Annotated in this window: 14 protein-coding genes; 4 read left to right on the top strand and 10 right to left on the bottom strand. The window is 37.2% G+C overall.

Annotated features, from left to right (window positions below; translation table 11 throughout):
* Window positions 1-13: 13 nt before the first annotated feature.
* The 9 genes from D0T56_RS05410 to pheT all read right to left on the bottom strand — a co-directional run bounded on the left by D0T56_RS05410 (window position 14) and on the right by pheT (window position 7,478).
* Complete coding sequence (locus D0T56_RS05410; RefSeq protein WP_163319117.1) at window positions 14-547, bottom strand: GNAT family N-acetyltransferase; 534 nt, start codon at window positions 545-547, stop codon at window positions 14-16.
* Between the two features lie 6 nt (window positions 548-553).
* Window positions 554-1,237 (bottom strand): cell division ATP-binding protein FtsE, encoded by a 684-nt coding sequence (locus tag D0T56_RS05415; RefSeq protein WP_163319118.1) that lies wholly within the window; start codon window positions 1,235-1,237, stop codon window positions 554-556.
* 5 nt (window positions 1,238-1,242) lie between these two features.
* Entirely contained in the window at window positions 1,243-1,839 is a 597-nt protein-coding gene (gene hisIE / locus D0T56_RS05420; RefSeq protein ID WP_163319119.1) for a bifunctional phosphoribosyl-AMP cyclohydrolase/phosphoribosyl-ATP diphosphatase HisIE, read from the bottom strand.
* A gap of 51 nt (window positions 1,840-1,890) precedes the next feature.
* Window positions 1,891-2,643 (bottom strand): imidazole glycerol phosphate synthase subunit HisF, encoded by a 753-nt coding sequence (gene hisF / locus D0T56_RS05425; protein WP_163319120.1) that lies wholly within the window; start codon window positions 2,641-2,643, stop codon window positions 1,891-1,893.
* Between the two features lie 72 nt (window positions 2,644-2,715).
* Window positions 2,716-3,432: a 1-(5-phosphoribosyl)-5-[(5-phosphoribosylamino)methylideneamino]imidazole-4-carboxamide isomerase gene (gene hisA, locus D0T56_RS05430; RefSeq protein ID WP_163319121.1), complete on the bottom strand. Its 717-nt coding sequence runs from the start codon at window positions 3,430-3,432 to the stop codon at window positions 2,716-2,718.
* On the bottom strand, window positions 3,429-4,022 hold the full coding sequence (gene hisH / locus D0T56_RS05435) for an imidazole glycerol phosphate synthase subunit HisH (RefSeq protein ID WP_163319122.1): 594 nt from the start codon (window positions 4,020-4,022) through the stop codon (window positions 3,429-3,431). Before hisH ends, hisA begins: the two co-directional genes overlap by 4 nt.
* A 9-nt stretch (window positions 4,023-4,031) precedes the next feature.
* On the bottom strand, window positions 4,032-4,559 hold the full coding sequence (locus D0T56_RS05440; protein ID WP_163319123.1) for a TlpA disulfide reductase family protein: 528 nt from the start codon (window positions 4,557-4,559) through the stop codon (window positions 4,032-4,034).
* Window positions 4,556-4,963 (bottom strand): VanZ family protein, encoded by a 408-nt coding sequence (locus D0T56_RS05445; RefSeq protein ID WP_163319124.1) that lies wholly within the window; start codon window positions 4,961-4,963, stop codon window positions 4,556-4,558. The genes D0T56_RS05440 and D0T56_RS05445 overlap by 4 nt, the downstream gene beginning before the upstream one ends.
* Before the next feature lie 55 nt (window positions 4,964-5,018).
* On the bottom strand, window positions 5,019-7,478 hold the full coding sequence (gene pheT / locus D0T56_RS05450; RefSeq protein WP_163319125.1) for a phenylalanine--tRNA ligase subunit beta: 2,460 nt from the start codon (window positions 7,476-7,478) through the stop codon (window positions 5,019-5,021).
* A 416-nt stretch (window positions 7,479-7,894) separates the two neighbouring features.
* On the opposite strand from pheT, the gene D0T56_RS05455 reads away from it, so the two are divergent.
* The 4 genes from D0T56_RS05455 to D0T56_RS05470 all read left to right on the top strand — a co-directional run bounded on the left by D0T56_RS05455 (window position 7,895) and on the right by D0T56_RS05470 (window position 12,198).
* Window positions 7,895-8,386, top strand: coding sequence for a thioredoxin-like domain-containing protein (locus D0T56_RS05455; RefSeq protein ID WP_163319126.1), 492 nt, complete (start codon window positions 7,895-7,897; stop codon window positions 8,384-8,386).
* A 367-nt stretch (window positions 8,387-8,753) separates the two neighbouring features.
* Window positions 8,754-9,476 carry a YebC/PmpR family DNA-binding transcriptional regulator gene (locus tag D0T56_RS05460; RefSeq protein WP_163319127.1) on the top strand — a complete coding sequence of 241 codons (723 nt, stop codon included), beginning with the start codon at window positions 8,754-8,756 and terminating at the stop codon, window positions 9,474-9,476.
* A gap of 285 nt (window positions 9,477-9,761) precedes the next feature.
* Window positions 9,762-9,941, top strand: coding sequence for a hypothetical protein (locus D0T56_RS05465; RefSeq protein ID WP_163319128.1), 180 nt, complete (start codon window positions 9,762-9,764; stop codon window positions 9,939-9,941).
* Between the two features lie 235 nt (window positions 9,942-10,176).
* On the top strand, window positions 10,177-12,198 hold the full coding sequence (locus D0T56_RS05470) for a TonB-dependent siderophore receptor (protein ID WP_163319129.1): 2,022 nt from the start codon (window positions 10,177-10,179) through the stop codon (window positions 12,196-12,198).
* Between the two features lie 486 nt (window positions 12,199-12,684).
* On the opposite strand, the gene D0T56_RS05475 is transcribed toward D0T56_RS05470, so the two are convergent.
* The gene (locus D0T56_RS05475) at window positions 12,685-13,434 is read right to left on the bottom strand and encodes a hypothetical protein (RefSeq protein ID WP_163319130.1); all 750 of its coding nucleotides are present in this window, start codon (window positions 13,432-13,434) and stop codon (window positions 12,685-12,687) included.
* Window positions 13,435-13,776: the final 342 nt, after the last annotated feature.

The raw sequence follows: 13,776 nt of genomic DNA on the forward strand, positions 1-13,776 counted from the left end.
TTACCGGTCTATTCTATGTAACCTTATAAACCCTAGTGTATAATTGCGTCTTTATTTCTTCGTAATTTTTGTCTAAATCAATCTCCCTGTACGACATCAATTTCATTGGAACAGGCTCAAGATCTTTTCCGTAAGGAGGTTGCACATAATCAAAATTCCAAAGTTTAAATCCCAATCGTTCATAAAAACCTATTCTTCTTTTGGCTGTTTCTGAGGTTGGTGCTTCTACCTCCAAAATTACGGGAACCGTGAAATGGTTGAGAAATGAAATCATTATTTTGGCTCCGTTCCCTCCATTTCTGAATTCGGGACTAATGGCAAAATGCTCTGCATATACGAAACCGTCAAGATTCCAATATGTTAGGAAACCAATCCTCTCACTATCTTCGTTAAGAACAACAAAAGCGGTGAAAACATCTTCATTTTCAATCAAATCATAAAGTTCCGGTACAGGACGCCGTTCATTTGCAGGAAACGATTCAATGTATAATTTTTCAATAAAATCCAAATCAGGCTTATGCTCAACAGAAGCAGGTACTAGTCTCATAATCTTTTATTTAGAAATCTTCACCTCATTCATCAAACCATCTTCGCATTTGATAATACGACCCGGATATTTCTGCACAATCGCATAATTGTGAGTCGACATGATCACTGTGGTTCCGTCTATTGTAGATATTTGGTGAAGCAGTTCCACAATCTGATTTCCTGTTTCCGGATCGAGGTTACCGGTGGGTTCATCCGCTAAAATTATTTTAGGAGAATTGAGCAACGCCCGTGCAATAACTATCCGTTGTTGCTCTCCACCCGAAAGCTCGTGCGGCATTTTGTAGCCTTTATTTTGCATGCCAACCTGCGTCAGCACTTCATCTATACGTATCTTTATCAACTCTTTGTTCTTCCAGCCAGTTGCACGAAGCACAAACTCCAGATTCTTTTCAGCCGTGCGGTCGATAAGCAATTGAAAATCCTGAAACACAATTCCTACCTTTCTTCTCAAATACGGTATCTGTTTGTTTTTCAGGCTATCTAGTTGGTATTCTAAGATCGAAGCCTCACCACTTTCAATTGGAATTTCGTGATAAAGGCTTTTCAGGAACGTACTTTTTCCCGAACCCACTTTACCTATCAGATACACAAAATCACCTTCTGCAATTTTTACATTGATATCCTGAAGGATGATATTTCTATCCCGGCTAAGTGAAACACCACTATATTCAACAATCACATTATCCATGACTATTATTTTTTATGTCTTTTCTGCAATTCCCTCGACAAATCTTCTATGCTCAAACCCTTTGAGGTCAATAAAACAATTAAGTGATAAATCATATCGGCAGACTCATACACAAGTCTTTCATCCGAACCGTTACAGGCTTCAATAACCGATTCTATGGCTTCTTCTCCCACTTTCTGAGCCATGCGGTTTACTCCCGACTGGAAAAGAGATGTGGTATAAGAACCCTCCGGCATTTCTTTGTAACGCTTTTCTATGAATTGCTGTAAATACTTGAAAAACAAGATATCTTCTTTATTTTCCTCCCCAAAACAAGTATCCTCACCTGTGTGGCAGACGGGACCAACAGGATTAACCTTTATCAACAAAGTATCATGATCGCAGTCGTCCTTTATGCTAATCACATTCAGGAAGTTACCGCTTTCTTCTCCTTTTGTCCACAAGCGGTTCTTGGTACGGCTGAAGAACGTAACTTTCCCGGTTTCATGTGTTTTGGCCAACGATTCTTCGTTCATATAGCCCAACATCAATACTTTATTCGTTTCATTGTCTTGAATAATTGCGGGAATCAACCCTCCTGTTTTTTCAAAATCCAGATTCACTTTGTTTAATTATAAATTATGAGTTATAAATTATTATCTCTTTGATGATTGCTATCGCATATTTATCTTTTCCTGACGAAGATAGCTTTTTAAATCGGCAATCGCAATTTCTCCAAAATGGAAAACACTGGCAGCCAATGCCGCATCAGCTTTCCCTTGTTCAAAAACATCTCTGAAATGCTCCATACTCCCGGCTCCTCCTGATGCTATAATTGGAATATTCAACAACTCGGAAAGCTGTGCCAACGCCTCATTAGCATAACCTTCTTTCACTCCGTCATGATCCATGCTTGTGAAAAGAATTTCGCCTGCACCTCTGTCTTGCGCTTCTTTTGCCCAAGTGAATAATTCTTTGTCTGTTAAATTTCTTCCTCCACTGGTATAGCACATCCATTTGTCTCCATCAAATTTAGCATCTATCGCACACACACATACTTGCGAACCAAAATTTTGTGCTATCTGATCAATAATCAGCGGATTACGTATTGCAGTAGAATTTACTGAAACCTTGTCTGCACCGGCATTCAACAATCTGTCAACGTCTTGCAACTCGTTGATTCCCCCTCCCACAGTGAAAGGAATATTAATATTCAGGGCAATACGTTTCACCAAATCAGTAAACGTTTTTCTCCCCTCAAAAGTTGCCGTAATATCAAGAAAAACAAGCTCGTCGGCTCCCTCTTTGCTGTACTTCATCCCCAATTCAACAGGGTCGCCCGCATTACGGAGGTTTTCGAAATTGATTCCTTTCACTGTTGTTCCGTCTTTTATGTCAAGACAGGGTATAATTCTTTTCGCCAACATAGCAATTTAAGTTATGAGTTATGAGTTATAAGTTATAAGTCATTTGAAAAAATCACACTTAAAACTTACTACTTACAACTTTGATAATTCTTCTAACGTTATTCTATTTTCATAAATAGCTTTACCCAGTATAACAGCAGGAATATTAGCTTCTTCCAAATCAAGAATATCTTGCATACAGCTAACACCACCACTGGCAATCAAATATAAAGACGGGTAATGAGACAAAATCTCTTTATACAGATCGACGGAAGTTCCGGCCAACATACCGTCTTTCGATATGTCGGTGCATACCACCTTGCTGATCCCTTTATTCTTATATTCTCCTATAAACGGAATTATATCTACGGATGTTGATTCTTGCCAACCCGATACCGCTATTTTATGATCTTTACAGTCTGCACCCAATATTATTTTATCACCTCCGTATTTTTCCACCCAACTGAGAAACAAATCCTTATCCTTGATAGCTATGCTTCCTCCGGTAACCATTGAAGCTCCCGACGAAAAGGCGGCTTCAATATCTTCATCCGATTGTATGCCTCCACCAAAATCTATAATTAATGATGTTTGTGAAGCTATCTGTTCCAGCACTTTACGATTTACTATGTGCTTTGCCTTTGCTCCATCCAGATCGACAAGATGCAACCGTCTGATTCCCGCTCCCTCAAACATTTTAGCGACTTCGACAGGGTTTTCGTTGTATACCTTTTTTTCGTTATAATCACCTTGCGACAAGCGTACGCACTTGGCATCAATAATATCAATGGCGGGTATTATTTCAATCATAGCTTTAAGAAATTTGTGAGGATTCTCTCACCAACAGAGCCACTTTTTTCCGGGTGAAACTGGGTAGCATAAAAATTGTCTTTATGCAAAGATGCGCTAAAAGGCAATATGTAATCGGTTGTTGCAACCGTATATTCATTCAGAGGAACATAAAACCCATGAACAAAATAAACGTATTCATTCTCAAGAGACGGATCAAATAATGGCTGTTTTACATCAGTTATATTATTCCAACCCATGTGGGGAATTTTATCTTCATGCTTTTGAGAAACAAATCGTTTCACATCCACATCAAAGATGTTCAAGCAATTGGCATTTCCCTCTTCCGAGTGTCGGCACATCAGTTGCATTCCCAAACAAATGCCCAAAACGGGTTGTTCCAGATTTTTAATCACATCACTCAAACCCGATTCGTTCAGGTATTTCATTGTAGTGCTAGCCTCTCCTACTCCGGGAAATATCACTTTATCAGCCTGTTGTATCAGATTCTTGTCATCCGTTACGGTTGCTTCTATTCCCAATCGTTTCAAAGCAGAATCGACGGAAAAAATATTCCCTGCATTGTATTTTATAATTGCTATTTTTTCCATTTTTGTAAGTTAATCTGCGAGCAAATTGTCGATAACTTTAACCATCTCCTGAAATTCCGTCGGATTATATAATCGTGTCAACATCACTATTTTTCCGTCTTTATCTATAATGACATTTCTGGTAATACCTGCTTCACGCTCTGCATATAATTCAAATATACCTGCTTTAGGATCGAGTCCGATAGGATAAGTAACTCCCGTTTTCTTTGCGAAAGCCAAAATTGTTTCAACCGGCTCGTCCCTGTCGATACCATACAAGGCAAATCCCTCATTATCTTTATGTTTTTGCCATATATCAGACTCTATAAAAGGCATCTCTTTACGGCAAACTCCGCACCAACTAGCTGTAAACTGCAACATAACCACCTTTCCTTTCAATTCGGATAGCTTTATCTTGCTGCCATCAGGCAATGCCATTTCAAAATCAGGAGCAAAATCTCCAACTTTTACTTTAAATTGTGTTTCATTTTCTTCTTCCTGAGCTAACACACAAGCTGAAAATAAAACTGTTACTATGATTAAAAGAATTTTTTTCATACTGCATACTTTTTTAGTAAATACTTCCTGAAATAAAAGGCAATTGGCAGAGCTGCTATCGAGCCTAAGGTATCGGCCATAAAATCGTACCAATCACCTGCACGGGGAGGAAAATAATAATGTTGCACCAACTCTATCAAACCTCCGTAAATAACCGGTAATAAGAAAGCCCCGATAATCAGTTTATACACATTGGCTTGCCCTTTTTTGTTCCATATATAATTCACTGCCGCTGCTCCTGATAGTCCGAAATACATACAAAAATGCACAAGTTTGTCCATTGGTATGAAAAATTCGACCCCGATATCCGGCACATCGTCCGGTGGAATAAGGCAACACAGGTAGAAAATCACCAATGCGATTATTACCGGAACATAGCTGTGTTTAAAAAATCGTAATATCATAAGCAATAAAAAGCTACCCTTTTTCATTTAGAGTAGCTTTTCTTTATTATAAGAACTATCTCAATTGTGCCCCAAGCTCTTTTTCGAGAGACGATTGTATTTTTTTCATTATCGAATCTATCTGATTGTCTGTCAAAGTCTTTTCGTTATCCTGCAAAACAAAATTCACAGCATAAGACTTTTTACCTTCAGGCAGATTCTTGCCTTCATAAACATCGAACAACGAAACTTCCTTCAACAGTTTCTTTTCCGATTTATAAGCAATTTGTTCTATCTGTTCAAAAAGAACGTTTTTATCTAAAAGCAGTGCCAAATCACGTTTCACAGCCGGATATTTAGATATCTCCTTGTACGTAACCTGATGTTTTCTAGTTTCTTTCATCAAGGCATTCCAATTCAATTCGGCAAAATAAACATCCGTGTTAATGTCTGTTTGCTTCAAGTGTTTTTTGGCTACAATACCAATCGAACCAAGAACACGGTTACGTGTTTTTATTGTCAACGCAGCACTGTATATGTCATTCGAAAGGTGCTCATACTCAAACTGTTTAGATGACAATCCCAAACGAAGCATAAGGTTTTCGACATAAGCTTTCAATTGATATATCGACATCTTCTCGTTGGTTGCAGCCCAACTGTTATGCACCTTATCGCCACACAGCCACAAGGCTAGATGATACTCTTCCGAATATTCTTTTAATGTCTCACCTTCAACACGTTTACTGGCATCGTAATAGTAACAGTTACCAAACTCGTAGAACATCAGGTCGCTGTTTTTCCTGTTCCTGTTATAGGCAATGCTTTCAAGACCTCCGAAAAGAAGAGTCTGACGCATCACATTCAGGTCGGTACTCAACGGATTCAGCAAACGTACACAATGAACTTCCGGATATGACTTCAAATCGGTATAATATGCCTCTTTTGTCAACGAATTGTTCATTATTTCATAGAATCCGGCACCGGTCAGTTGCTCGGATATCAAATCTTGCATATCATTGCTCCTGTCTGTAAGTGTTTGATACGACAGGTTCGATTTCACAGAATCGATCGTTTCCACATTATTGTATCCGTAAATGCGCAGAATGTCTTCAATTACATCCACATCACGGGTAACGTCAACCCTGTATTTAGGAATACAGATCGTCAATGTATCTTCTTTTTCGCTAAGGATTTCAATTTCCAGACTAGCCAATATTGACTTAACTGTTTCTTTATCAATATTCTTTCCGATCAAAGAGTTTATCTTGTTATATGACAAGTCAACTACGGGACTTTCTATTTTTTGAGGATAAACATCCTGAATTTCTCCAACTACTTCTCCTCCTGCAACTTGCTGAATCAGGAGAGCCGCATGTTTCATCACATATATTGTGTCGTTAGGATCGCAACCTCGCTCGAAACGAAAAGATGAATCGGTATTCAGACCATGCCTGCGAGCTGTTTTGCGTATCCATGTCGGATTAAAATAGGCACACTCAAGAAATACATTTTTAGTTTCCTCTGTCACACCCGACTTTAAGCCGCCAAATACACCGCCAATGCACATACCCTCTTTGTCGTTGCATATCATCAGGTCTTTGTCGCTCAATGTACGCTCAACTTCGTCCAATGTTGTGAATTTAGTTCCTTCGGGAAGTGTTTTTACAATTACCACTCCGCCCGAAATATAGTCCATATCGAAGGCATGAAGAGGATGCCCCATTTCGTGAAGCACAAAGTTGGTCACATCCACCACATTATTGATAGGGCGTAAACCAATAAGTGTTAATCTATCTTTCAACCAGTCGGGACTTTCCTTAACGGTCACATTTTTAATTGTAACACCTGCATATCGTGGACATGCTTCCGCATTCTCTACCTTTACGGTTATTCCTTTTTGAGAAGCATCGGTCTTAAAATTATCCACCTCAGGCTTTTTCAATTCCGATGGTTTGCCATTTTGCTTTAAATAAGCTGCCAAATCACGCGCAACGCCATAGTGAGACGAAGCGTCTACACGGTTCGGAGTTATATCAACTTCAAGAATATAATCGCTTTTTATATTGTAATAATCCTTGGCTAAAGTTCCCACTTTTGTGTCAGCCGGTAACACAATAATACCCGCATGGCTTGTACCAAGACCTATTTCATCTTCGGCACATATCATTCCGAACGATTCTTCGCCACGGATCTTCGATTTTTTTATTTTGAACGGCTCATCACCCGAGTAAAGCGTTGTGCCCACCAATGCAACAATCACCTTCTGACCTGCCGCTACGTTAGGAGCTCCACACACTATTTTCAGAGGTTCGCCTTGCCCCACATCAACCGTAGTGAGGTGAAGATGATCGGAATCGGGATGATCTACACATGTCAAAACCTCTCCCACTACAAGGCCTTCCAGTCCACCTTTTATAGTTTGTATTTCTTCAAAACCACCTGTTTCCAATCCAATTGAAGTTAGTGCATCAGACAGTTTTTCGGGCGACAAATCGAAATCAATGTAATCTTTTAACCAGTTGTATGAAATATTCATAATACGAAAATTCTAAACCTCTTGATCAAGAGGTATTTATATTATAATTCTTTATTTGTTTCTAAATTCCGCCAAAAATACGAAATTTTATTCGTTCTCTGAAAAAAAAGTAGAGATTAAGTCTATTTTTAAATTTTAATTAAAATGTTAAAAACGAGGTGTTAGATAAAATCTATATCTAGGCTTGTTTCGCTTTCCAGCAAAGGATTTCAAATTTTCACATTTGATAAATTTAAGCACTCGTAAAACTTTTTAGTTTTGTCGTTGTTTGATTCTTATGTAAATTTGCTGCGTTTTAATAGAAAACGTACTTTGATTCTAAGCGTAGAGTCGAGTTTTTCCGAGAATCGGAAAAGTCTTAACTGACGATTGCGAAACGTGATTTAAGGCTTTAGTACAAACCTAAAAATTATTTTATGAAGTATTTGAAGTATTTCTTGCTTGGAGGGATATTCCTGCTAGGATCGTCCTACACAACAAGAACTTCGGAGATTTCGGAAGGTATTAGTCCCGGAAATCTTATCCCCAATTTGAAAATAGAAAACAATTTGGGGCAAAAAATTGACCTCCACCAATTGAAAGGAGTTAAGGTATTAGTGAATTTTTGGGCTGCTTATGATGCAGAGTCCCGTATGAGAAACATTCAATTGTGGAACACTTTGAAAGGAGAGAATGAGCAAATTGTGCTAATATCTGTCTCTTTCGACGAAAGTAAATCTGTGTTTGAAAAAACACTCCTTGTTGATGGAATTGATAGCGAATATCAATTTTTAGACACAAAAGGCTCAGAGTCTGAAATTTACAAAAGACATCGACTCGAAAAAGGTTTTAGAAACTACTTGATTGACGAAAATGGGGTTATCATCGCAAAGGATGTAACTGTAGAAAATTTAAAGACATTGTTGTAAAAAAAACAAGTCTTGAAAAGATAATGAAAAGATGGATTTTTAGAAGTCCATCTTTTTTTGTTTGGTCAAATACGAAAGACACCGATTATATATATGAAACCGTCTAGACTTTTTCGTTTTATTCAATTTTGTCATCCTGAGAGTATCGAAGGATCTGTTTTTTAGATGTTTCACTACGTTCAACATGACAAAAACTCAAAAATTAAGTATAATTTAAAAAGTCTAGACGGTTTCTATGTCTAAAAGAGAAAATAACATCGGGCGAAAAAAAATTCGTCCCCACAAACTGTTTTTGTTTGAGGCTTTTTTATACTTTTGTGTCCTGAAATAAAGAAATCTGTAAGATAATTATCATAAGTCGAAGTTTATGGGAAGAGCATTTGAATATAGAAAAGCAACCAAAATGAAACGTTGGGGCAATATGGCCCGTGTTTTTACAAAATTAGGTAAACAGATTACAATCGCTACAAAAGACGGAGGACCCGACCCCGATACAAATCCTCGCCTACGTGTATTGATGCAGCAGGCCAAAAAGGAGAACATGCCTAAGGAAAATGTGGAGAGGGCTATAAAAAAAGCAACATCTAAAGAAGAAGCCGACTTCAAAGAGGTTGTATATGAAGGATATGGACCTTTCGGGATAGCTATTGTTGTGGAAACTGCAACTGACAACCCTACCCGCACTGTGGCTAATGTGAGAAGCTATTTCAACAAACATGGAGGTTCGTTAGGTACTTCGGGAAGTTTGGAATTTATGTTCGATCATAAGTGTGTATTCAAAATTTCGGAAAAAGAAGGAATATCCCTCGACGATCTTGAATTGGAACTTATCGACTATGGTGTTGATGAAATAGAGCAAGACGAAGACGGAATCTTGTTGTACGGAGAATTTAAGTCGTATTCGGAGATTCAAAAATATCTGGAAGACAATGGCTTCGAAATACATAGTGCCGAATTTGAACGTATTCCGCACGAACTGAAAGATGTGACAGAAGAACAACGTACTCAGTTAAACAAACTTCTTGACAAATTTGATGATGACGAAGACGTGCAAAATGTCTTCCACAACATGAAACCGGAAGAAGAATAAATTTAATCATTTTGTAGACAAGTTACGAGTTACATGTTGTACAAAATATGTAACCCGTAACTGTTCCAAAAGACAAAGTAACTCGTAAAAAAGCAAAGATCGTCTTTCTTCATATAAGAAAATTTTTACCGACACCGAAAACAAATTTGATAATTATTTGTTTTAGAATATAAAAGTTATAATTTTGTAGAGCGGATAAAAGAATTTGCAAATTAATGTAAATTATCATACTCGGTTTCTTAAAATAACTTTACACAACGGCTTTATTTATAAATAATAGTTACAATGTCTAAAATTTATAACATTCAGAATCAAGAAAAAGCGGCAAACGATTGCTCTTTCGACATCAGCAAGATTGAGAACAAGGAAGTACACGAAAAAGGTACATACCAAGAGATTCTTAAAATCTTCAAAGAAGCTTTTGATTTGATTGATATAACAAAAATCATCAAAGGCTTGAAATAAATTTACACTCTTCTTATTGGTACTAGGTTGAGAAGTAATTCCTTTGCTCATTATGAATAATAAATGAGTTCGGGTGTTTACTGACAACAAAATGCAAAATTGAGGTTAATTCGTAAGAATTGGCTTTTTTTGTTTTGTAAGGTTCGCTATTTACAAACAAATTTCTCTAAAAATATTTTCTTACAATAGATATTGCTTACTTTTGCCCCGAATTAATTTTAAAATTTTTTAAACAATGAAAAAAAATCAATTTGGGAAGCACTCTGTTTTCCGTTTCAAACGGTTTGAACACAGGGCTTACAGTGCATTTAACAGCATGCACAGAGTAGTAAACATTGGTGTTGTAGTCGGTTGTATGCTGACATTCGCAAACACAACAGAATCGTTAGCTCAATCAGTATCTAACGATGAAACACCATCACGCATCACAGGCGAAAGTTTGGAAGAAGTTGTTGTCACAGCATCTCGGATCGAATTGTCTATGGATCAGGTTGCAAAACTGGTGACAGTCATCACTCGTGACGAAATTCAGCAGGCACCCGTCCAGAGCATTCAAGACCTCCTTAATTATGCAGCCGGGGTAGATGTGCTGCAACGTGGCGGACACGGAGTTCAAGCCGACATTTCGATCCGGGGCGGATCATTCGATCAAACAGCAATTCTTCTCAACGGAGTAAACCTCTCCAACCCTCAAACGGGACACTACAGTTTCGACATTCCCATCAACCTTAATGACATTGAACGCATAGAGATCATACACGGACCTTCGTCTCTCGTATATGGAGCCAGTGCCTTTTCGGGTGGGATAAACATTATCACGAAAAAGAATCCCGATCATAAAGTATACGGAAAACTTCAGGCCGGAATGCACGGCCTATTTGGAGTAGAAGCCGGTGGTTCATTACAAACAAACTCTTCCAGTAATCAGCTATCTGTCGGGTATAATCGCTCTGACGGTTACATAAACAACAGCGATTACGATATTTTTAACGCATTGTGGCAAACCCGTCTCAATGTTGATCGGTCGAAAATAGATATACAACTGGGATATAACGACAAGCAATATGGAGCCAACACTTTCTATTCGGCAGCATATCCTAATCAATACGATGAAACGAACACTATTATGGCTTCCATAAAAGGTGAGACAGGTGATAAATTGAAATTTATCCCTCTAGTTTATTGGAACAGGCATAATGATAAATTTCAGCTTACGAAGAATAGCGGTTCGGCAAATCATCACAGGACTGATGTTTATGGGTCGAACCTGAACCTTCAATACTCTTCTTCTCTGGGAATTACCAGTCTAGGAGCTGAATTTCGCAACGAAGGCATAATCAGCAGCGTATTGGGTAAGCCGATGAACGAGCCTGACGGTAAATATACCCATTCCGACAACCGTACCAATATTAGTTATGCTTTGGAGCACTCGCTAATATTGAACAAATTTACTCTAACTGCGGGAATATTAGCCAATTATAACACTTCTCTGAAAGGTAGTTATAAATTTTATCCGTCAATTAATGCGGGTTATCGCATAATCGACAATCTTAAAGTTTATGGTTCGTGGAGTAAAGCCACCCGTATGCCAACTTTTACCGATTTGTATTACAATACAAAAACACACTCTGGAAATGCCAATCTGAAACCTGAGTATTCTGAATCTTACGAACTGGGATTTAAATATTCCAACTCGTTTCTTTCGGCATATATAACCGGATACCTGATGAATGGAGATAATTTGATTGACTGGGTAAAAGAAAATCCGGACGACAAATGGCAATCCATAAATCTGGCTTCAATAGACAAAAAAGGATTGGAGATTGGTGCAAAAATATATCCGCATACTTTTATTCAATTCTTAAATCCGTCAACATCTTTGCAATTAAGTTATGCTAGATTAAATCAGGATGGTAAAAATAATTCGGGAGAAGTGAACTCAAATTATGTACTGAACTATCTTCGGGATAAATTTACGGCACAACTGAATCTCCCTCTGTATAAAGACAAAATAACAACTTCCTTTAACTTCAGATGGCAAAAACGCATGGGTAATTATATAAATTATGAAACAAAGGAGTCTGTCCCCTACCCTGCTTTTTCAACTTTAGATTTTGGCATAAAATATAAAGTAACTAAAGGGTTTATAGTTAATTTAGCTATTAATAATCTGTACGATACACATTATTTTGATCTGGGAAATATACCTCAATCCGGATTTTGGTTGATGGGAGGAATAAGTTACACGCTTAAATAGAATCAGATAAGTATTGGGTAATCAAGTAATTACCCAATACTTAAATATACATATAAATATTTTTTATATTTCAATAAATAAAATATGTGTTTTTTAGCATATTTTTATTTGGAAGATATAATTTTTCGCCTTACCTTTGTGGTATCAATGATGAAGTAAGGTATTAGTCATTAGGTAAGAAGATTGAAAAAAAGGTTATTTAGGTTTAGTTTTAGATTGTTTTTAGTGTGTTCAAAAGGTTGCCCTTTTGGGCATTTTTTTTATATACATGCCAAAATGGTTGGTAAAACGGGGATCAATGAAATGGAGATAATGGACAGATATTCATATAATCAAATGGTTGGTCTGTATGGCCCCCTGCACTCAGTTGTACGCCATCCCGTTTTATGTTAAGTAAATTTTTTTCGTCGAATGTCCCAAAAGTAAAATTATGCTATTTCGACTTTCAAAAGGGATTGAAAAATACTTTTGGGACATTTAGTTCTTTTATTCTTGTTCGCTGGGCTGCTCTTCTTTTCTCAGCAATTTGGAAATTTCATCATCATTGAGCTGTTTTAGGTTAGTAACTAGAAATTTTTCGTCAACAAAATCGCCTAGTTCGTTACACTCTTTTATAGCGTTTTCAATGCTCAAGTTGACCTGATGATTCAGATCACACAGAAGCAATAACCTTATATAGTCGGGTTTTATTTCCAGACTTTCAATCTCAATCTTATCCCTGTCGAATGCAAATTGTAGTTCCCGAATCAAAATTTCTTTCTGAAAAACAGTGAACTCGTTTCTGCTGGCAGAGGCTATAACAGCAAAAAAACGTAACTTATTGTCTTTTCCGCCCAATCCGGTGGACACATAAAATTGTTTCTCTCCAGACAGTTCCGTATCCAATAAAATACGGCTTTCTATCAGTGCCATTGCAGACCAGTTTTGCAATTCCTTCTCCAGCGGATTCCTGTGATAGGCTTCTATTGCCCTATAAGCAGCCACATCTGTCAGGCTAGCCAAAACAGTCAGGTAATACCTTTTGTCTTCTACATTTACTTCGGGCGTAAAAAGCCTTGCAATCAGATAGTTTCTGTCAAATTTATCCTTATCATTATTATTTTGAATGTATTTCGAAAATTTAAAATATCTCACTTGTTCTTCAACAGGAACAATTTCATTCAATATATGTAGATTAGGTTTCATTTCACCCGACGAATCTCTAAGTTTGCTAAGCATGTCATCAAAATTTTCCATATCATTTTCTTTTTTGGTGAATACTTAGAAAGTGTGTCGAATTTGGAACACGGAGTACACTGAAACAACTTTTAGAAGAATCAACTTTTTACTTAAAAACCGAATTATTATAAATATGTGCGAATTACTGTTTTAATAAAAAAACTGTCTTATCAGTGCCTTCTGCGTTCTTTAATTTTTGAGACACTCTCCTTTATTATTATAACAAACCAATGGCAAAAACTATTCCAATGTTAACAAATAATTAGATATGCTTATTTAAAATAATTATAAATAATGCACTTTTTTCGTCAAAAATGAGCATCTTTGTATGCCAAAAGCAAACCGATATAATATAACAAC

Origin of the sequence: Dysgonomonas sp. 520, from assembly GCF_010501095.1 — a bacterium.
GTDB lineage: Bacteria > Bacteroidota > Bacteroidia > Bacteroidales > Dysgonomonadaceae > QVMP01.